Origin of the sequence: Paenibacillus massiliensis 2301065 = DSM 16942, assembly GCF_000377505.1 — a bacterium.
In the GTDB taxonomy this organism is placed as follows: Bacteria; Bacillota; Bacilli; order Paenibacillales; family Paenibacillaceae; genus Paenibacillus; species Paenibacillus massiliensis.
Genome location: NZ_KB898188.1, coordinates 223,771 through 243,867, shown reverse-complemented (window position 1 = coordinate 243,867; position 20,097 = coordinate 223,771). Strand labels below are relative to the sequence as shown.

The window sequence follows — 20,097 nt, the reverse complement described above, 5'->3', positions numbered from 1 at the left end:
CTTTTACAAGTTCAGCTGATCTCAAATAAAGCGAAACGCAGGCTGTTCAGGCCAAGGCGTTTCGCTTTATTTAATGAATCTGCCACTGCGATGTTGTAGCAATCTCCTGTCAGTGGCAATCTGCTGCAGCCAGTACATTGCGGCGGCACTATACTCCCATTTGATTTGGCCGAGTAGAGTACTAGAAGGCTAGTAGACACTTGCAGATGTAGCAAGTCTATAGCTGGAAATGATAAGGGTTGCTGTCTGTGTCTCTCAATGGTTGGACACGGACTGCGCTAATGACGCTGCAGCCTTGCTATGCCAGAAGGCAATACCGAAGGAGACGAGAGCGACGATCAGAAGGATGCCGTACACATAACTGTAGGGCTCTGCAGATGGCAGATAGCTCTTGCTGTGCAGCAGCAGACCACAGAAGGCTACAGACATCGAGCCGCCGAAAAATTGAATCAGCTGCAATAAGCCCATTCCGGAGCCCACCAGCTCCCGAGGCAGCAGCCGGGCAGCTTCATTATTGACGGAAGCCATCGTGGCTGAGAACGCAGGGGAGAAGATGAGATACCCTACGGTCACGATCAGCGCCGAAGCATGGATCTCCAGCATGAACAGCAGCAGGACAGCGCTTAGCAGCACGTGTCCGACAAGTAGGAAGCGCATGCCCCCACGACTATCAATCCAGCGGCCGACGAAGCGTGCACAGCAAGCAGATAGCAATGCACCGGGAGCAATCAGCAATCCGATCATGAATGAGCTGCGGTGGAAGACGTTTGCTAGCACTAAGGGCATCAAGAACAGGTTGCCCAGATTCAGAATCAGGATACCGAAGCCGATCATTAGTAGTCTTGTATAGCCAGGCACGGCAAAGAGCCGGGGATGAATAAACGTATTATTCGCCCGACGTGTATAGATGACGTGCACGATGAGGGACACGACTCCGACGCTTAGCCACAGCAGAGATTGCGTCGTGATGGCTACGAGCAGTGAAGAAGCATTGATGACGGTCAGCATGGCGCCAATAACATCGAAGGAGCTGCCAGCGGAGGACTTTTCCCGAGGCAAAAAGTACAAGAGCACAGGTAGGACAGCGAGAACAAGCACAGTAACCCCGAACAGCCCATTCCAGCCCCAATATTCGCTAATCAGACCCCCGACGATTGGTCCAAGACCGAAGGCCATGGCTCCAGCTGATGAGATCATGGCGATGGCAGCACCTCTACGCTGGGCTGGCACATAACGACTGGCGATGACTAGCCCCAGACCTGCCATCACTCCGGCACCGGCGGATTGCAGAATGCGGGTAGCCAGCAGTAGGGCAAAGGAATGCGCAAATAGTCCAAGTACAGAGGCTAATCCCAAGGTCAGAAGACCCGTCGCGACCAGCTTGCGCAGCGGGAAGCGATCCGTCAAGCGACTATAGATTACAGTGGAGAGGGCATAACCGATCGAGTAGCTGGAGATGACCCAGGCGCCCAGATCAGCCGTAATATCGAGATCTTTTATAATAGCAGGCAAGGATACGTTGAACATCGTTGTATTCATGACGACTATGAACAGACAGCAGGTCCAGAGGGGCATTACGATTTTGTCTTTCATACTACCATTCCTATCTATTGAAAATGACGTAGATTACGAATTTCACACTATTTAAATTGTACTCCTTAAAAATTGATATAGCAATATTGCCATATAAGTATCTAGTGTCATCACTGTGATTATTCCAGAGAAGCTGAAGGAAAGGGGATTTGAACAGGTACTTGCTGCTGACTACAGAGTAAGCGTCTAGATGATCGTAAGCGCATGATAGAGATATAGGTTTATGGCAATAACAGCCGATCAAGGGTGCGTATCCTTGATCGGTTTTTTTAAGATAAATGAATTTATGAGTTTTCATCGGAGTTGAACAATTGGATTATCGCAAGAAAAACTTCAGCTAAAGGTGGCCTATCTTCTGTGTAAGTACGACGATAGACGTTTTTCTTACGATTAGAGCTCGTGTGTGTGACCTGATTCTCATTTTCTGAGTTTGTAAGAATTTCGTTTTTGCGCAATTAAGATGGTATCTATATGTTAATAATATAATAACAAGTGATAACGAAGTTATATTCACGTTACTTATGGTAATTATTTATATTTATTTCCAGCTGAATTGAGACCAAAGTGTATGTAGAGCTTGCCCTCAATAACCGATATATAACAAGATAGGTTATTTCATTTACAGACAAATGGGGGAACTTGGAATGGGCACACAAAGCACGAATGGAGTCAGCAGCTCCAAGACAAGGTTGGATATCAAGATCAGCACGGCAATGTTGATGATGGTCATTATTGGTCTTATCGGTTTGTTAACGTTAACATTAGTGAGTTTATCAGGCATGAATGCGATGAAGACGAATCAGGGCACGCTCTACAATGACCGTTTTCAGCACCAGACAGTGATTCTTCAGCTTAAGGCAGATTTCTATAACATGAGAGCGAACTATACGAAGGTTCTCGACAATCCGCAATATACCGATAAACAGTACGAGCAGGTGCAGAAGGGCAAGGGCAGTGTAAGCAATAACCTGAATAGCTTCGGACAAATGAATCTGGACAACGAAGAGCAGGGGATGTATGACCGATTGCAGGCTGCAGTAGATACGTACTATCAGGATATTGAAGGAATTATGGCGGTCAAGAAGGATACGGGAACCTATGACAATGAGGAACGGGGACGTATTAATTCCTCCAGTACGGCAATTGTCGAACAGATTACGAAAATATCCGAATATAACAACGAGCAATCAGCCTTGCTGTATGGACAGGCCCAGGAAGAGATTACACGGAGTAGAAACCTGCTGGTCGCGGTCATGACGGGAGTTGTCCTTTTGCTCGCCGCGATTTCCTTCCTGGTCATTCGTAGAACCAAGCGTCAGATGAAGATGATTACCGAATATTCCAGTCAGATTATCCAAAAGGACATGACAGCATCGCTTGATCCCCGACTACTCCAGGGTAGCAACGAGATCGCCGTCATTTCCCGTGCTATTAAGGAGATGACGAGCAATACAACTGGGGTCATTACCGGCATTGTACGTGAGTCTCGTAATATTAGCGGACTCAGTGATCAGACGAATCATAATATTGCTGCTCTCAATGAGCAGATTCGTGATGTCTCGGCTACAGTAGAGCAACTGTCTGCCACGATGCAGGAGACTAGTGCTTATGCGCAAAATATGAATGACTCTGCCGAGCAAGTAAAAAATGCGATCGAGTCTATCGCCAGCCGCTCTCATGAGAGCGCCGAGACAGCACAGAGCACAAGTCGGAGGGCCGAGGCCTTGCAGCGTGAAGCCGGTGAATCCAGCCAGCAAGCAAAAGAAGTGTATCAGACGGCGAGCCAGAAAATGGCTGAAGCTCTTCAGCAGGCCAAGGCCGTCGAACAGATTCGTATGCTCTCGCAGTCAATTCTGGAGATTACTGCACAGACGAATCTGCTTGCCTTGAATGCATCTATTGAGGCATCTCGCGCAGGAGAGGCAGGTCGAGGCTTTGCCGTCGTTGCGAATGAGATTCGCAAGCTTGCTGATAGCTCCAGACACGCAGTGGACCAGATCCAGAGCGTTACACATGAGGTTGTGCAATCGGTGGAGTACTTGTCCACTAGCGCTGAGGAGTTGCTGGAATTCATGAAGCATCAGGTAGGACGGGATTACCAGCTGCTGGAGGACACGGCTGGCCAATATCTCCGGGATACGGTGGAGTATACCCATACTGTACAGGAGCTTAATCTTACCTCCCAGCAGGTCCGGGATACAGTAGAGTCCATGGTAAGAGCCATCCATGAAATTGCAACAGCCAGCGAGCAATCTGCAGTATCTACTCAGCATATCGCCGAAAATATGGTAGTATCGAGCGAGAAGTCCTCCCAGGTTACTGAGCAGTCTGATCAGGTGAAGAACAGCGCGGTACAGCTCAATTCATTGATCGCAGACTACAAGATTCATGGTGAGGGTAATCGTACTATTGAATAGCTACATCCGAATTAAATATGACGTAAAGGAGATCTATGATTGAAGGCTACGTATGTTGATTATCTGAAATACAACCTTTTATTGCGAACACTACCGCTAATTATTTTGGTTACCTTGTATTTCATTATGCTGAAGGACAATTTTGCCCGAATATTCGATATGTTTGTCCTGATTCTGGAGGTAGAGGACGAATTGCCTTCGACAATGGATTGGACACCTCTGGGAGATTTGTTACTGGTGTTCCTTATGGCTATTTTGTTCGGTATCGTGTGGACCTTTTTGCGGTCGGGGCTTTACTTTATGCCTGCTCTAGCCGTTCACGGGAACATGAAGCTCTCGTCGATTATGCGTGTAGGGACACGGAAGTTCCTGTGGGTATATGTACTTGTGATGATTGGTGGTGCCAGTGGGGGGACTGTATTAAATCTTCTGGCTCAAGTGGCGATTTGGATTCCTATCCTGGGATGGATCATTTATGCTGTCGTCTCGGCTTACTGTATGGCGCTGGTTGAAATCATCTCTTATTATTATTTGTCGTACAATCTACTTCACGGCCATGCTACACTGGCCAGACCTGGTGATCGATTGCAGGAGGTGCTAGGTACAAAGGCTAACCGTAATGTGTATGTGCTGGCCCTGGCGCTTGCGGGATCGTCTCTGGTCTTACTCAATATATTAGTGGTACCCATTATTCAGATGAAGATTGCAGAGATGATCAGCCGTAACAAGACGAATGATTCAGATGCGCCCGCTCTAGGAGGACCGACTCCAATGTCAGCCAATGGAAGTAGCATACACTGGCAGAAGTAGCGGACTTGTCATAAGGAATAACAGATGCAACTGTATTTGAGGGAAGGATTGGCAAGATGAGAATCATAATATCGCCCGCCAAAAAGATGAAGGTAGATACGGATAACATGGCTTACCGCGGGTTGCCTCAATTTATGGAGGAGTCGGAGCACCTACTAGCTTGGCTTCAAAAACTTACGTACGATGAACTCAAAGCGTTGTGGAAGTGCAACGATGCTATCGCTGCGCTGAATGTCGAGCGGATTCAGCATATGAATTTGAGGGGTAATTTGACACCGGCTATCTACTCCTATGAGGGCATTCAGTATCAATACATGGCGCCGGGCGTTTTTGAAAATGAAGAGCTGGATTACCTTCAGCGACATTTGCGGATTTTATCCGGGTTGTATGGGATGTTGAGCCCTTTTGACGGGGTGGCTCCGTACCGGTTGGAGATGCAGGCAAGGCTCGGAGGTCCCGGCTTCAGCTCTCTCTATCAATTTTGGGGCAGAAAGCTCGCAGATCGGCTCCTTTCCGAAAGCAGCTGCGTTCTGAATTTGGCTTCCAAGGAATATAGCAAATGCATTTCTCCCTTTTTGAGCAAAGAGGATCGGTTTATCACATGTATTTTTGGGCAGCAGATAGACGGAAAGGTAATTGAGAAGGGAACTCAGGTCAAGATGGCCAGGGGAGAAATGGTACGTTTTATGGCGGAGCGGCAGATTGAAGCCGTGGAGGGCATTCGCAGCTTTGATCGGTTAAACTATGGTTTTTCAGAGGAGTTGTCTGACGAGCGCACTTATGTTTTCATACAGACACTGGAAAAATGAGGCGGAAAACTGCCTATATCCTTACTTTGAGCTGTACCGCTACGGCTGTAACCTTCATTGGACTTAGAAAAAGCTAATGATCGGCAGACGTTAAAAAATGTTGTGGATGTTTTCATGATCAGTCTGCCCAATTCAGTATATCTTGCACATAGTTGGATTTTTGGGGACAGTATACCTGTCCCCTTATTGTATGCGATCCAAAGAATGGCATTACAAAGCCTATCTTGGAGAGATTCTATGCCTTTGATTGTGGAGATAGGTGCCTGCCACTGGTGAGGACTATTTACGCTGGGCTGCGAGCCATTCCATCAGGGTGACAGCCTTGCCATTGACGATCACAGGCGTGCCATCAAAATCCTTGGTGCTATCGTTATTCAATACGTAGATCCAGGACCAGTGTGCATCGTATTCATACGGCTGTACACTTCCCCCCGCCAAAGCGTACTCATTCCGGATATCTGTGACCTTGTCGAAGTAAGAATAATGAACATGAGGTGCTCCGGCTGCTACGAGGCGTTTATAGGTTGCCGTGGTATTTTTGGCTGTGTTGACAACCTGATCCTGTCCAGCAGCCGTGAACCAGATCGGTGTTTGCTTCAGCTTCGCGATGTCCTCATCACTTAACCAGGCATCCAGGTAAGCTTCGGCTACAGGGTAGGCTGCCGCAAAATAATCAGGATCTGCAAGCAGTAGATTTAGGGTCATAAAGCCACCATTGGAGCCTCCACCAAGATAGATGCGACTTGTATCGATCGTATTCTTGTTGTCCTCAACATATTGCTTAATCAAAGCTAGCAGGGCGTTGGTGTACATGCTGCTGCCATCCTTAGTATATTGCCCACTGCCATCATTCATCCACATGGTTGGCGTCTGTGGGACCAGAACCTCGGCGCCGCCAAAATACCCCTGAATCGGTTCTTCAGCCAAAGCAGTTACCTCATTGGCCAGCACAGAAATGCGTGGGTCCGTACCACCCTCTCCAGCGCCGTGAAGCCAGATAATCAGGGGCCGCTTTTGTACGGTGCCTTCAGGCTTGTAGGACGCATAGGTGAGGGTAATATCTCCATGCTGCGCATCTGTGTAGTTGAATTTTCCACTAGTATCAAATTCATCGACGGTTTGCTCAACTACAGTATAAGGATTGTGTTTGGTTGTAGTCAGGTTATTAACTTCACTGCCTTCTGTATTTTTCAAGGGGTGCTGCTGGATAATGGTATATTGATAATTAGCATATTTATTATGTGTGGCAGACAGATCATAATAAATCGGGCTGGTAGTAGGATCGTCAGGCCGCACAGCCATTTCAATCGTGATGTAATTACCAGCTTCCTGCTCAGACGCGTTCCCTTGCTCGTCAGAGAGATAGATCTGTTGGATTTGCCGACTGCTGCTCTCGAAGGCTTCATAGCTGATTCCTGTTTGCAGATTCAACTGTGGGTACGTGCGTTCAACGAGTACCTTAAAGCTATCCTTCTCAATCGAACTCGCGAGTACTTCTGTATGGATGCTCAGGATGACCTTATAGATACCGGGTCCTCCGTCATACACTTTGGTCAGCAGCTTATAGGATGGGATAGATGATTCGGCATAAGAAATGTTAGCGCTTACAAATAAAGAGGTCAAACTACCTGATAATACAGTCAAAGCCAGAAGTCCTGTGGCAAAACGTCGTGTATGTCTCTTAGTCATGCTCATTCCTCCTATTGTGTAATTTCTTTAAGAAGCTAATATTATGTAAGCGTATCAAAGGAGGATGTTTTTGACAAGGATTTCTATCATAGAAAAAGGCAGGTAGAAAGACTCGTTACTCTACCTGCCAATTATATAGGGGCTTGCATGCATAGTGCGGCTTCATGCTCGTAGAGGCATACTTTTTATTGTACTTGTATGTCAGTTGCCTCTCGTCTGGAAAAAAGCTTACAGATTCGGAGAGACGAGGATCTTCACCTGACTCTTTTCCTTCATCAGAGTCTCGAAGCCTTCGGATACTACATCCTTCAAGGCAATCCGCTTGGTAATGAGCTTCTCCGCAGAGAAATATCCTTGCTCCATCAGACTGATGACCGCTGGGAATACGTCGCGATAGCCGATGATGCCGGCAATGTTGCGCTCCTGCATGACGATCAGATTCGGGTGAATCGGTGCTTCCTTCTCGAAGATGCTGACGATCATGATTTGACCGCTCAGCTTCGTCGACTGAATTGCTTGAGTCAGCACGACAGGAACGCCAGTGACCTCGTAGGAGACGTCTGCACCACCGTTTGTTAGACGACGAATATCGTCTACTACATCTCCCTCAGCAGGATTCAGTCCGACAGCTCCCAGCTCTTCGGCTTTGGCTCTACGTTCAGGAGATAATTCGACGGCGTAGATCTCAGATGCACCGGAAGCTTTCAGTGCTTCAATTACTAGCAGTCCGATCGGTCCTGCACCGAATACAACTGCACGATCTCCTACCTTGAACTGGCTTTGACGGACGGCATATAGTGCTACAGCCGATGGCTCAACCAGCGCACCTTGCTCGAACGATACGCTGTCCGGAATCTTGTGCACCATATGCTCGTCAGCCGCCACATACTCGGAGAAGCCGCCACCACCACCTGCCAGACCGAGGAAGCCCATTTTCTCGCACAGGTTGTATTTGCCTTGCTTGCAGGCGACACATTGACCACAGGCATAGATCGGCTCGACGACGACACGATCCCCAGCCTTGAACCTGCTTACTCCTTCCCCGACCTCTACAATCTGTCCAGAGAATTCATGACCCATTACTATCGGAGCCTGCTCCTGTGTCAACGGGTGAGGTGCATCCTTCGGAATGAAGATGGGACCAGCAGCATATTCGTGCAGATCACTACCGCAGATTCCGCACCATTCCACTTTAATTTTGACTTTTCCCTTTAGCGCGGTTGGCTCCTCAATCTGTTCCATCCGGACATCCTTTACTCCGTGCCATCTCAATGCTTGCATGAAAGTCATCTCCCTATCTAGGTATATAATTTCATAAATATTAAATTAGAAAAATTTTATAGGAAACGTTTCCTACACAAGGATGTCACAATTTATATAAAGTGTCAATCGTTTTAGGAGTGGAGAATTCACATTTTAGACACATCAAATGAAAAATACAATGCTTAAACACACGTATTTACTAGCGGAATTTAATTTATTCAATATCGTTGTTGGAGCGACGGATGAAGAGCTATCAGAATTCATGATATACTAATTGAAAAGTGTGAAAATTTCCGTGATAACAGGAAACGATTCCGAGTGGAGAGGGAAGTAGCCATGGCCAGTAGAAAAAAAGTGACGATTGAGGATGTGGCAAAGCATGCGGGAGTCGGTATTGCGACAGTATCCAGAGCGCTTAACAATAGTACTGGCATAAGTGCCAAGACGAAAGCCCATATTTTGCAGGTGGTAGCGGAGATGGGCTTCGTGCCCAATACATCGGCGCAAAGCTTGAAGATCCGTCAGACCCGCCAGATTGCGCTCGCGGTGCCGGATATCCGCAATGCCATTATTCCCGACATCGCCTGGGCGGTGGAGCAGGCTGCCAAGCAGCATGACTACCGGGTCGTGCAGATAAATACCCTTGAGAATGCCAGACTGGAGCTAGAGGTGCTACGAGACATCAAGAAGCTGCATGTCGATGGATTGGTCATTATGCCGCTGGCTTATCCGAAGACGATCGAGAGTATGATTAATCAGACGAGCATTCCGGTATCCGTGATCAATTATAGCAAGCTGCTCAGTCCTGAGCTGAAGGCGGATGTCGTCGGTCTGGCGCGGCAGGAAGGCCGGCTGGTCATGGAGCATCTACTCCAGATCGGCAGGACCCGCATTGCCTATGCCGGAGCGCCCAAGGACAAGATTGAGGAGCGTTACCGGGCCTACGAGCAATCATTGGCGCATGTGGACACGTCTTTGGTCTACTTTGGAGAGGATTTCACCTTTGAGACTGGACGACAGGCTGCTAATTACTTCTATAATCTGAAGCTCATGCCGGATGCCATCTACGCCGTAAATGACATGGTAGCCATCGGTATTGTGAACCGCTTTAAGGAACTGGGTGTGCGTGTCCCTGAGGATGTGGCGGTGGTCGGCATTGATAATAATCTGTGGGCGACCGTCACGTCTCCACAGATCAGCTCGGTATCCATCATGGGCAGTGAGGTGGGACGCCTTGCTACAGAGCTGCTGCTCAAGCGTATTCAGTCCCCGGAGCCTGCCGAGTATGAGCGGGTGGAATTCGAGCCACGGCTGATTGTCCGAGAGTCGAGTGTGGCCATGAAGCAATACTCGCGAGGGGAAAGGTAGCAATACATCCCGTAGCATCAGGAACGTCTCTGAAGTGTCTCTGAAGTGTCTTTGGAATGTCCCTGGAATGTCCCTGGTATGTCCCTGGTATATCTCAAGGAAAGGTTTCCATTATAGTCCTCCTCAAGGTAAGCCACCTGCAGGCGGATATAGATGCTACGCTACAAGTCTTTACGGTTGATCATGTGCCAGTGCCCCCTGGTGATGTACGTAAGGGCATTGTAAAGCAGACCTGAGACTCAGTTACAGAAAAATCCAGTCATGATACACTAGGATGGATTATTTTTTCACAGTAAAAAGGTCACACAATATAACAAGCGAGAAAAAATGCAATGGGTATAGGGGGCAGTATTTCCATGAAACAAAAGATGAGCAGAATGCTTGGTGGAGCCGGCCTGGTGGCAATGTGCACGCTTGTAGCCGCTTGTGGGGAGTCTTCCAGTCCTTCTCAGATCGAGTACGAGAGGCTTGAGCAGCGTGTAGCAGAGCTGGAGCAACGACTGGCTGAGCGCGATCAGAACATTACAGAGCTTACGGAAGAATTGAAGGAGCAGGACATCGCGAGCGCCGTGATAGAGGGAGCAGATACTGAAAGCACAGAGTCCAGCAAAAATGGTCCGTTGGATCAGGGGGACGGTGTTCGGATTACATTGGGGCAGTATCAGCAAGTCGAGATTGGTATGACCTATGAGGATGTCGCCGCAATCATGGGTGGTGATGGCAATGCGATCAGCGAGTCCTCGACTATGGCTGTGTACTCCTATTTTGGTACCGGGGGGATCGGTGCGAATGCTGTGTTCACATTTCAGAATGGCAAGCTGCTAACCAAAGCCCAGTCGGGTCTGGATGGATAAGCTCACGGCTTTTCATTAGGGCTTGTGCATCGGCCTTCACAAGCAGGCTTGGGAATATGGGTAGTAAGCTCTTTGTTCGATCACAGTTACTAGGCAACTCCACAGCTCCTTACACAGCCGTATCTGGCTGATGGAAGGGGCATTTTCAAATTACGGAATCATACAATGACCCAAGACTTCGCAGCGACTTATTCAAAAAAGTGCCAATACGATCTTTACAACCTCCTGATATAATAGCGATGTGTTCTAAAAAATACGGCTGAAGCTAGCTCATAGCGGATATAGTCAGTCGACGGCAGTTATGGAGGATCGCTTTGGCATGCTAGATGAACTAACAATGCAGGATACAGACAAAGGCAAGGGCGAGTCCTTGGGTATATTTTATGACCCATCTTGTGCCTCATCTTGTAAATCGTCTTTTGAATCATTCTATAAAATACAACGCTCTTCTAGGGAAGTGATAGTCTCTGACAAGAAGATCGCCAGTCCGTCACGGGCGATCCTAGAATATTGCAGACTCCTCTGCAAGAAAGCCCGTAAAGCAGTGGTAGCTACATGCTTGGCGATATTGTTCGTCATCCTCCTATGCATGCTGCCCCAAGGCTCAGCCTGGTGGGGACTATCTACCGCTTCTGCCGAGCCTGTCCTCGGACAGGTGACGGATGGCACTACAGATCTATCGAATTGGAATGGAGAGCAGCAGCCTACGCTGGAATTGAACGGAGAGTGGGAATTTTATTGGGAGGCTTTACTGGAGCCAAAGGATTTCCAAAGTCCTTCGCTCCCGCAGCCTGCTTTGGCATCTGTTCCACAGCCTTGGACAGCTTACAAGCTGGGGACCGGGCATCTGCCCAATGAGGGATATGCCACGTACCGGCTTCGCTTTCTGGCTCCAGAGCAGTTGGTGCGCGAGCATCAGATGCTAGGCATTTACCCCAAGAGCATTGCCTCAGCTTATCGCTTATGGGTGAATGGCGAGCTGAAGGGCGGCAATGGAATCGTCGGAACGAGTCATGCCACAATGCAGCCAGCAAGCTACCCGAAGACCTTCTACTTTGAGCCAGTGGAGGGCTGGAATGAGATTGTTATTCAGGTCTCCAACTTTTCGCAGCGTAATGCAGGAATATGGCAGGAGATGGAGATAGGGATGGCTGAGGGGATATCCTGGCTACGTGTATATCGTGTCGCTGCCCAGATGTTCATTGTAGGAATATTCTGCGTGATGTCGCTATACTATCTGCTGGTCTATTTGAATCGGAGACAGGAGTTCTCCGCGCTGCTATTCAGCTTGCTATGTATAGCTGTAGGCGTACGAACAGTCGTGCTTGGAGAGACTACGGCCCCGTATCTGTTACCATCCTTACCATGGGAATGGGCCGTGAAGGCCGAGTACATCTCAATATCCATGACCGGCTTGATTGTGGTGCTGTTCATACATAGAGAGTATCCGGCGGAATCTCACGCCCGTGCACCTCAGGTGACCGCCATTGTGATGCTTGGCTGTACACTGTTGTTTTTGCTGTTGCCTGCACGCGTGTATACTTACTGGCTCGTTATCTATATTTGGGGCGCGCTGTTCCCGATTCTGCTGTACACGACTTATGTGTATGCCCGCTCGGTATTTAGCCGCCGCAAGGGATCATTTATGAATGCAATGGGCTTCCTGATCTTCATGATCTTCGCCTTGAACGATATGCTGTTCTATTCAGGCTTGCTGGCGACGGATGACCTGCTGTCCATGGGACTGCTGGCTTTTCTGTTAACTCAGGCACTCAATCTGTCTTACCGTTTCTCTAGTGCGCTGCAGGCGAAGGAGGAGCTGTCTGCACAGCTGCTGGAGACGAATCACTCGCTGGAACGCACTGTGGAGGAGCGGACGCAATCCTTGCTGCAGAGTAACAGCCATCTGCAGGAGGCCAACCGGAAGATGGCGGATATTGAGCAGTTCCGGGTGCGTCTACTCGCTAATATTTCGCACGAGCTAAGTACGCCGATTACTTCGATTAAGGGCTTCGCGAAGGCATTGCGAGACGGAATTATTACCCAGGATGCTCCCAAGTATGCTAATCGAATCTATGAGCGTTCCATTCTTCTGGAACAAATGATACTGGATCTGATTGAGCTAACGAAGCTGGAGACCAACCAGAGCAAGTTTCATATGCGGGAGGTTGAACTGTTTCCATTCATGAAAGACCTATTCGATAAATACGAATACGAGATTGCAGATCGAGGTATTAGGTATGAGCAGGTGCTGCCACCCCCTGGCTCATATTCGTCATGCTTCGCTCGCCTGGACCCGGTACGAATCGAGCAGGTGCTGTCCAATCTAATATCCAATGCGCTACGCTTCACGGCTCCTCCTGGGGCCATCAGCCTTCACATCCATGTAGAGGAGTCTCAGGGGGTCAACAAGGAAGGAGCTGTGCTGATGGCCGTAATCCGGGTGCAAGATACCGGAATTGGAATCGATCCGTCCATGCATGAGCATATTTTTGAGCGCTTTGGTCAAGTGAAGGGACCCGGTGCAGCTATGGATAGCCAGCATACCGGATCTGGTCTGGGTCTGGCGATCTGCAAGGAGATCATACATCATCATGAGGGGGATATCAGGGTAGAGAGTAAGCCAGGAGCAGGCAGTGGATTTTATTTCAGGCTGCCTGTATGGATCAAGGGGGAGGGACCAAGACATGAATGCGATTGAGGAGCAACGCGATATTTTAATTGTAGAAGACGATGTGGATATCGCCGAATTAGTGTCCCTTTATTTGCTTAATCACGGCTTCACGACCCGTGTGGCCAATAGCTTGGCTGAAGCTGTGGGGCTCCTGAATGGGTATAGACCTGCTTTGATCATCTGTGACATTATGCTTCCTGATGGCTCTGGTAAGGAATGGGTACAGACACTCAAGCAAAGGATGGATATTCAGGTCATCTTCTTAAGCAGTCTGAAGGAGAGTGAGGATATTATTTCGGGTCTGGAGCATGGTGATGACTATATTACCAAGCCGTTTGACCCCGATATTATGGTCGCACGGGTAAAGGCCCGGCTGAGAAGCTCACCTATGTCTGGGGGACCGCATGCTGCTGCCATGAGACGAATATGGAGTGATGGTCAACTGGAGCTGGATTTTATCCGAAATGAGGCAAGACTTAATGGCAGGGAGCTCGTCCTGACAGCCAAAGAACTGCAGCTTTTACTCTACATGGCTGGTCATCCAGGTCTGGTGTTCAGTGTGGAGCAATTGTACGAGCAGGTGTGGGGGCTGGAGCATTGGAGTGATACCCGTACAGTCATGGTACATGTTCATCATCTGAGACGTAAGCTTGAGGAGTATGCAGATAGCCCCCATCGCTACATCGCAACTGTACGTGGAATTGGATACAAGTTCCAAGGGAGCGATAGCTCTGATTAAGTACAGAGGTCACAGAATACCCATCGTATTTGTCCAGATAGTGAACGCTAAAGTCCATGTTCCCTGGCCCTGCTTTTTCTTATAATTTCATTGATAATCAATATCAATAGAGAAATAGTGAGGATTGGCTCGATCCGAAAGGAGAAGGATCATGAGGCTATGTGAAGACTCGCGGCTTAGTAAAGAGTATGGGATTACCCTCCGTGCTGACATCAGTCAATTGTCCCTGGACGAAGCTCAGCGAGTAATGGCGCATAATGACAAAGGTGTATACAGACTGATAGACCTGCTCAATCCCCAGCTGGTAGCAGACTACCTGGATCACTACACACGCATTGCGCGGGCGGAGGACCGTCAAGTAGCAGCAGCATTCACTGCTGGCTGGATCGGTGCCATTCCGCTGGCATTCCAATATGGGTTATCTATATATAATACGGCTGCTGATTTCTCTCTTTCGAACCTATCGTTGCGTCTATGGGAGCATAATGGACGGGCAAGAGTGGATTTTGTGCTGGAGCACTGGGCTGAAACTCTGGCTCCGCTCGACGTTGATGCAAGACAGAACTGGCTCAGGCAGCAATGGACAGCACTATATAAAGGTCAATTGGGGCTCTTGCTGAAGCAGCTGGCCGAGGTGAGCGGCATTGCTGAGACACAGCTCTGGGGGCAGTGGCCGAGCCGCTTCTATCGGGAGCAGCAGTGGCTGGCCGAGGAACTGGATGAGCCCGTTCTGCGGGAACGGGTGAAGGACGATTACCAGCTGCTGAGGGACGAAGCAGATGCATCTCAGGTGTTTGGCTGCCGCCGGAATCCATTTGCCGTTAAGATTGTTCATTTGGAGCCGCTGGTACCGAACCGGCTAACTGTGATGAAGAACGCCTGCTGTCAATTTTATCGGGTGGAAGGACAGGATTATTGTTATACCTGCCCGCGTCTGACCCGGAAGCAGCGACAGCACAAATTCGAAGAATACTGCGCGAAGCAGACATGACAGATAATAGCGTAACCAGCCTGTGAGACCCGCGATAAGAGATGCGATTGCAAACGTAAATCTGTAGTTTGTCGTTGCTTGAGAGCACTGCGGCATAAGAGCAATAGAGTGCTGTAGCACAAGAACGTAAGAAAATAAAATATGAAGCACATTCATGTCTTACATGCATGATGTTCAAGCCTCGGATACCCGTCTAGGAGAGTGGGTCTAGGGGCTTATTGGCTTTGTAAGGTTTGCCAACGTTTAACTTGAACCAGGTAGTCCTTGGGGGCCCTAATCATGGAGGCTAGAAATCTGATAAACTATAAGTATTGTGGTTGTAACATGAAATTTTTTCGGTAAATTTATTGTTCGTGGTGGTAGTTCGTGATGGTATATAACTAGAGTATTACATTGAGGATGGGTGAAGCAGATGTATAAAGAGCAGCTACAACGGATTAGCTCCAAGCTCCATCAGCTCAGACAAGCGGACACTGAGCTTACTGTGTTCGGAGCCGATTGCCATGATTATGAGCTCGACCCTGTCAAGACACCTGAAGAAATTCGGCAATTGGAGTCCGACTGGAGTGTAAGTCTCCCGGAGGATTACAAAGCCTTCTTGATGGAGATCGGTGCAGGCGGGGCTGGACCATATTATGGACTGGAGAAGCCTGAGGAAGGCATCTATGTAGATTTGGACTACAAGGATCTACCGAATGATATCTCGGGGGAATTTCCTTATACAGAGACCTGGAACCCGGAAGTGGATTGGTTCGAGGATGATGTAGACGAGGAAGAGAGTGCGGCCAAGGATGAGGAGTACTTCAGTGATCGGCACTCTGCGGGCATGCTGCGTATCAGCAATTTTGGCTGCGGTGTAACGATGAATCTGATCGTAAATGGGAATTCCTATGGAGAGATTTGGGTAGATGACCGCGGGAATAGCGGCGGAATTTATCCTGATCAATATTTTGGTAATAAGGATAGGCTGAATTTTCTGGATTGGTATGAGCTGTGGCTAGATCAGTCATTGGCCAAGGTGACGCAACAATAACGATATACGTCAAGTTAGTGGCTAGGAAGGTGGTAGCGAATGGAAGCATGGCTGACGAATGAAATACGTCATTATGTTGGGCTGGAACCGCTGAAGGAGCATTGGGAGCAGGCGGAGCTACGCAAGGGCTTCTGGGTATGCTTTGATGGCGAAGTGATAAGAAAGCGAATCAGCGTAAGTAATGCTTCGTATACTGAGGCCGATGTTGAGATACTTACCCGAGAGCGCCAGTTTGTATTGCCCAAGACGGCTAGGGGCAAGGAGAAGAAGCTCAATTATACCAGCGTCAGCAGCTACAAGGCAGAGGGGGTTACCTTCTCGACAGGCATCAGTGAAAGAGATTCGACAAGCTATGTTTCTGCTGTGAATAACAGGAATTCTGTAAGCTTGCCATTCTCCAATTACAAGCAATTGAAGGACAAGGATGAGATCGTAGAGTGGCTGAAGCGCCTGCCGGAGATTGTTCCTGGTGATTATGCACGCAAGCTGGAGCGACTCAAGTACATGAAGAATCAGCAGTATAAGGCCACTCCGGGCGATATTTTTCGGGTAGAGCTGGACCTGCATACCGATGGTTATGTACTTGTCATTGGAGATCTGCGCCGCATGCAGAAGGATAAGCTATTTGGCAAAGAGAGCATCTGGAATAGTGTAATGACCATGCCGCTTTTTGTACGGCCTTATCTATATAAGACCACGAGCCGGAACCCTTCCATGGAAGAGATTATTGCCGCTCCGTTATCGGAGCAGACATGGATCGTAATGGATGATCGATTCCTGCGCGGTGCTTATGAATACGTAGCTCATAAGACCTTGACAGAGGATGATGTGCTGTTCCCAATGGGGTATGGGCAGCAGGCCCGATTCACAGGGGAGGAGCAGCATTATGAGCTGACGTGGGGGCTTGGCACGGTGTCCAAGCTGGCTGCGGAGACAGACTTCAAGTCGGGACTTCAATTTTTGAACCATGGAGTGTATGCAGGATTGCATTCGGATTTTTTTGGGGCTCCAGAGAAAAGGAGCTGGTCCCAAGCGCTGGATAATGCTGTATATCAGGTGGAGCGCGGCAGGGCTCTGGCGGAATATGGCTTCCCGGCAGAAACCTCCTATGACGAATTCAACAGTCGGACAGGTGGACTTACACGAGTGCAGTATTTGGACTATGTGGCCCGAACATACGGGAAGCGTTGAGTAGCAGGCTTGAGCGATGAGCCTGGGCTCAAGTGATTGTACGAAGCAGACTTATCAGTAGATGAGTACCAAGGTAGTACGAGTATAGCTGTTCAAGGTATTAGTATATGCGGGTAAAACTCTAAGAGGACATAACTCTATGGGGACATGAGTACATAACAGAAGGGCTGTTTCCTGTGCTGAGGCACTTGGGAGCAGCCCTTTACTTGTACTGGTGAGAATGGAGCAGATACCTATAAGCTAAGCGATATATTGAGCCATAATCGTCTCCAGATCGAAAGGGGTGATGCCGGAGTGAACAGAGAATACAAGGTCCGCTTCTTCCGGTGCAGCCACGAGCTGGCCGCGTGCCTCTGCATGAAGGAGGAAGAGATCGTACAGATTGGGCTTGCGTAAGTTCGCCATTGTATATCCAGTTAGAGCGAGGCCGGACAGATGCCCCTCCAGATTGTTGCGATGGCTTACATCCCTTGTGAACGTCAGATCACACCAGATGACTGTGCGCTCCACCAGATCGAGAATGACTGGAACCGCAATCTGTGTATCGGAGGTAATATCCACTTTGTCCAGCACCGTAGACGGCTCGAATACCTCGCCTGAGCCTGGGCGCTTGCGCATCATCCAGCCTGCATAGCATTCTGGCAGATCACAATACGGCTGGCTATTGAAGGAATGCAGAGAGGTAAGTACATATCTACCACCATTACCAATCACAGATTCGATGTCCAGATCGATGAATTCGCAGGCCCCGTTCGGAGCGGTAACGACATCACCGCTATGCGCAGCATTGAATTTCCGTGAGCTTAGATGTGTGTATGAAATATGATCCATGTAGTTCCAGTCTGTGTCGAATAGCGTTGCAGACAAGTCAATATCCACGCGGCCAGTCGGCTTGCCGTTCACGAAGCCTTCCTTCCACCACAGGAAGAAGCGCACGGTATTTCCCTCGGGAAGGCTCACCCGGCTTCCGCGGACGAGTGTGCGCAGCGATTTGCTGGCTGAGCGTTGGGAGAATGGCACCATGTGCTGTCTTAATTGCTCATCAATGTAGACCTTGCCCAGTGATGGAAGCTCAGCGAAGCGATCCAGCAGGGCTTGACGGATGAGATGTATCAATGTAGCACATAGTGTGGTATCCAGCTTTGGCAGAAGATTGGGTACAGTGTAGGCCTTGGCGGTATTTCCTTTTGGAAAAAAGGTTCGCCATGCCCGTTCATCGTTGCGGTGCGTAAAATGCGTAATGAGCTGGAGCAGTGTAGGCGTCGATATCTGATCTATGACGTCACCAAATAGCTCGGTTACGAAATAGGGCTCCGGGTGTGTGCGCAGCAGGTGATCCAATCTACGCGCTAGCTCGCCTGGACGCTCCGCAAGCAGCAGCAGAGCATCATCGGTCTGCTGCCAGCGGAGTGCCAGTTCAACCTTGCTTCCGAAGGTAGCATACGGGCGATTGTTACGCAGCAGATCAAAGGCGGCGAAGGATTGCGGATAACGCTGCTTGTATTCAGATGGATGCAGGATCTCACCAAGTCGAATCCAAGGCTCCTTGTAGCGAAGCATATCCTCAGTGATGCCCAAGCATTGCTCCAGTAGCGCCAGCAACAAGCGTCGCTCACTACGCTTGAACTTGCGGAAGCGGGTATTCTGGGCGAGGCTGATATCTCCATCAGACAGGGCGACTGCAAGCCGCAATATGTCCGTAGCCGTCTTGAAGTAGGGAGCGATCTGCTCAGGACTCGCCTTACCGTGTCGGAGAAGCATAGCAACAACGAAGCTGGCATTTTCCTTGTGCGGAATATGAGCAGGCAAGAGTGAAGAGATATCCTCCGTGGAAGCGATGACCTGCTCAATATCCTCCCGATCGGTAGCCGATATGGAGGTACCTGCCTGAATTAATTGACTGATGAGATATGACAGATCTTCCTGATGTCCGAGCTCAATGACCTTCAACTCTGGATGATCGATCAGGGTCGGGCGTGCAGTGCGTTCACGCTCAGGCATAGCCAGCCCGAAATAATGCATCAGATTATGCACGTATAGCTTGGCATAGCCCTCTTCAATGAGATCAGTCGGGAAGCGTGGGAACAACGGCGTGTAAGTAACATTAGCGCCGACCAGCGTCTTGAGTTGACGGACCAACTGCTTGTATTCCTTTACGAAAGCAGCTGGAGTCAGGGTAGAGAGCACCTTGATCAGGGCAGGGGAACATGTGAAGCCGAGTTGTTCTATATTCTTAAGTGCAGTTGCTATATAGGGAAGAGGAAGCTCATGCCTTCCTGACTGTACAGCCCATTTTCGTTGTCTACGTAATAAAATATCGTTGTTATTCATAGGTCATTATTAGCCTGTGAACCTCTTGCTAAGTCCTTGGGAACAGGGTCCTTAGGATGACTGAGAGCAGGGAGTCACGGCTGCCTCCTTTCGCTTGCATAGCCTTTATAATAATCCCGCATCAGGGAACCCGCATATCTATGGCCATATCAATTGGATGAGAAGGAAGATATGCGATAGCCTGATGGGGAATGACCAGGAGAGCTGCTGCCCTATATCTTATCAATAGAGAGAAGGAAGGACGGCAATAGCCTGGAGGAGGCGGGGCAACTGTAATCCGCAGAGCGAATCGTCGATGCAGCACCGTTCTCTTGGTACTCATTCTGCCGTATTCG

The 20,097-nt window shown here is 49.0% G+C and carries 14 protein-coding genes; 10 read left to right on the top strand and 4 right to left on the bottom strand.

Annotated features, from left to right (window positions below; all coding sequences use genetic code 11):
* Positions 1 to 255 precede the first annotated feature (255 nt).
* Positions 256 to 1,593, bottom strand: a complete 1,338-nt coding sequence (locus tag D328_RS0109970; protein WP_018884853.1) for an MFS transporter — start codon at positions 1,591 to 1,593, stop codon at positions 256 to 258.
* Between the two features lie 644 nt (positions 1,594 to 2,237).
* Here D328_RS0109970 and D328_RS0109965 point away from each other — a divergent pair.
* Genes D328_RS0109965 through yaaA form a run of 3 tightly spaced genes read left to right on the top strand, consistent with a single transcriptional unit; the run spans position 2,238 to position 5,629 of the window.
* On the top strand, positions 2,238 to 4,010 hold the full coding sequence (locus D328_RS0109965; protein WP_018884852.1) for a methyl-accepting chemotaxis protein: 1,773 nt from the start codon (positions 2,238 to 2,240) through the stop codon (positions 4,008 to 4,010).
* A gap of 39 nt (positions 4,011 to 4,049) precedes the next feature.
* Positions 4,050 to 4,820 (top strand): hypothetical protein, encoded by a 771-nt coding sequence (locus D328_RS0109960; RefSeq protein ID WP_018884851.1) that lies wholly within the window; start codon positions 4,050 to 4,052, stop codon positions 4,818 to 4,820.
* A 56-nt stretch (positions 4,821 to 4,876) separates the two neighbouring features.
* On the top strand, positions 4,877 to 5,629 hold the full coding sequence (yaaA, locus tag D328_RS0109955) for a peroxide stress protein YaaA (RefSeq protein WP_018884850.1): 753 nt from the start codon (positions 4,877 to 4,879) through the stop codon (positions 5,627 to 5,629).
* 279 nt (positions 5,630 to 5,908) lie between these two features.
* Here yaaA and D328_RS0109950 read toward each other — a convergent pair whose 3' ends face one another.
* Positions 5,909 to 7,318 (bottom strand): prolyl oligopeptidase family serine peptidase, encoded by a 1,410-nt coding sequence (locus tag D328_RS0109950; RefSeq protein ID WP_018884849.1) that lies wholly within the window; start codon positions 7,316 to 7,318, stop codon positions 5,909 to 5,911.
* A 228-nt stretch (positions 7,319 to 7,546) separates the two neighbouring features.
* Entirely contained in the window at positions 7,547 to 8,599 is a 1,053-nt protein-coding gene (locus D328_RS0109945; RefSeq protein ID WP_018884848.1) for a 2,3-butanediol dehydrogenase, read from the bottom strand.
* A 318-nt stretch (positions 8,600 to 8,917) separates the two neighbouring features.
* Here D328_RS0109945 and D328_RS0109940 point away from each other — a divergent pair, with 318 nt between their 5' ends.
* The 7 genes from D328_RS0109940 to D328_RS0109910 all read left to right on the top strand — a co-directional run bounded on the left by D328_RS0109940 (position 8,918) and on the right by D328_RS0109910 (position 17,431).
* Positions 8,918 to 9,949 carry a LacI family DNA-binding transcriptional regulator gene (locus D328_RS0109940; protein WP_018884847.1) on the top strand — a complete coding sequence of 344 codons (1,032 nt, stop codon included), beginning with the start codon at positions 8,918 to 8,920 and terminating at the stop codon, positions 9,947 to 9,949.
* Positions 9,950 to 10,305: 356 nt separating this feature from the next.
* A complete protein-coding gene (locus D328_RS31505; protein ID WP_018884846.1) occupies positions 10,306 to 10,803 on the top strand; it encodes a hypothetical protein in 498 nt (165 codons plus the stop codon).
* A 559-nt stretch (positions 10,804 to 11,362) separates the two neighbouring features.
* Complete coding sequence (locus D328_RS0109930) at positions 11,363 to 13,504, top strand: ATP-binding protein (protein ID WP_233426182.1); 2,142 nt, start codon at positions 11,363 to 11,365, stop codon at positions 13,502 to 13,504.
* A complete protein-coding gene (locus D328_RS0109925) occupies positions 13,491 to 14,216 on the top strand; it encodes a response regulator transcription factor (protein WP_018884844.1) in 726 nt (241 codons plus the stop codon). The genes D328_RS0109930 and D328_RS0109925 overlap by 14 nt, the downstream gene beginning before the upstream one ends.
* A gap of 151 nt (positions 14,217 to 14,367) precedes the next feature.
* Positions 14,368 to 15,207: a (2Fe-2S)-binding protein gene (locus D328_RS0109920; protein ID WP_018884843.1), complete on the top strand. Its 840-nt coding sequence runs from the start codon at positions 14,368 to 14,370 to the stop codon at positions 15,205 to 15,207.
* Positions 15,208 to 15,619: 412 nt separating this feature from the next.
* A complete protein-coding gene (locus D328_RS0109915; RefSeq protein ID WP_018884842.1) occupies positions 15,620 to 16,240 on the top strand; it encodes an SMI1/KNR4 family protein in 621 nt (206 codons plus the stop codon).
* Positions 16,241 to 16,279: 39 nt separating this feature from the next.
* Positions 16,280 to 17,431 carry an immunity 26/phosphotriesterase HocA family protein gene (locus tag D328_RS0109910; RefSeq protein ID WP_018884841.1) on the top strand — a complete coding sequence of 384 codons (1,152 nt, stop codon included), beginning with the start codon at positions 16,280 to 16,282 and terminating at the stop codon, positions 17,429 to 17,431.
* Positions 17,432 to 17,671: 240 nt separating this feature from the next.
* On the opposite strand, the gene D328_RS0109905 is transcribed toward D328_RS0109910, so the two are convergent.
* The gene (locus tag D328_RS0109905; RefSeq protein WP_018884840.1) at positions 17,672 to 19,762 is read right to left on the bottom strand and encodes a TerD family protein; all 2,091 of its coding nucleotides are present in this window, start codon (positions 19,760 to 19,762) and stop codon (positions 17,672 to 17,674) included.
* Between the last annotated feature and the right edge of the window lie 335 nt (positions 19,763 to 20,097).

What these genes read in the sequence shown, in the direction of transcription:
- D328_RS0109950 (WP_018884849.1), bottom strand. Translation starts at nt 7,318, where the DNA reads ATGACTAAGAGACATACACGACGTTTTGCCACAGGACTTCTGGCTTTG.
- D328_RS0109965 (WP_018884852.1), top strand. Translation starts at nt 2,238, where the DNA reads ATGGGCACACAAAGCACGAATGGAGTCAGCAGCTCCAAGACAAGGTTG.
- D328_RS0109915 (WP_018884842.1), top strand. Translation starts at nt 15,620, where the DNA reads ATGTATAAAGAGCAGCTACAACGGATTAGCTCCAAGCTCCATCAGCTC.
- yaaA (WP_018884850.1), top strand. Translation starts at nt 4,877, where the DNA reads ATGAGAATCATAATATCGCCCGCCAAAAAGATGAAGGTAGATACGGAT.
- D328_RS0109920 (WP_018884843.1), top strand. Translation starts at nt 14,368, where the DNA reads ATGAGGCTATGTGAAGACTCGCGGCTTAGTAAAGAGTATGGGATTACC.
- D328_RS0109970 (WP_018884853.1), bottom strand. Translation starts at nt 1,593, where the DNA reads ATGAAAGACAAAATCGTAATGCCCCTCTGGACCTGCTGTCTGTTCATA.
- D328_RS0109910 (WP_018884841.1), top strand. Translation starts at nt 16,280, where the DNA reads ATGGAAGCATGGCTGACGAATGAAATACGTCATTATGTTGGGCTGGAA.
- D328_RS0109945 (WP_018884848.1), bottom strand. Translation starts at nt 8,599, where the DNA reads ATGCAAGCATTGAGATGGCACGGAGTAAAGGATGTCCGGATGGAACAG.
- D328_RS0109940 (WP_018884847.1), top strand. Translation starts at nt 8,918, where the DNA reads ATGGCCAGTAGAAAAAAAGTGACGATTGAGGATGTGGCAAAGCATGCG.
- D328_RS0109925 (WP_018884844.1), top strand. Translation starts at nt 13,491, where the DNA reads ATGAATGCGATTGAGGAGCAACGCGATATTTTAATTGTAGAAGACGAT.
- D328_RS31505 (WP_018884846.1), top strand. Translation starts at nt 10,306, where the DNA reads ATGAAACAAAAGATGAGCAGAATGCTTGGTGGAGCCGGCCTGGTGGCA.
- D328_RS0109905 (WP_018884840.1), bottom strand. Translation starts at nt 19,762, where the DNA reads ATGAATAACAACGATATTTTATTACGTAGACAACGAAAATGGGCTGTA.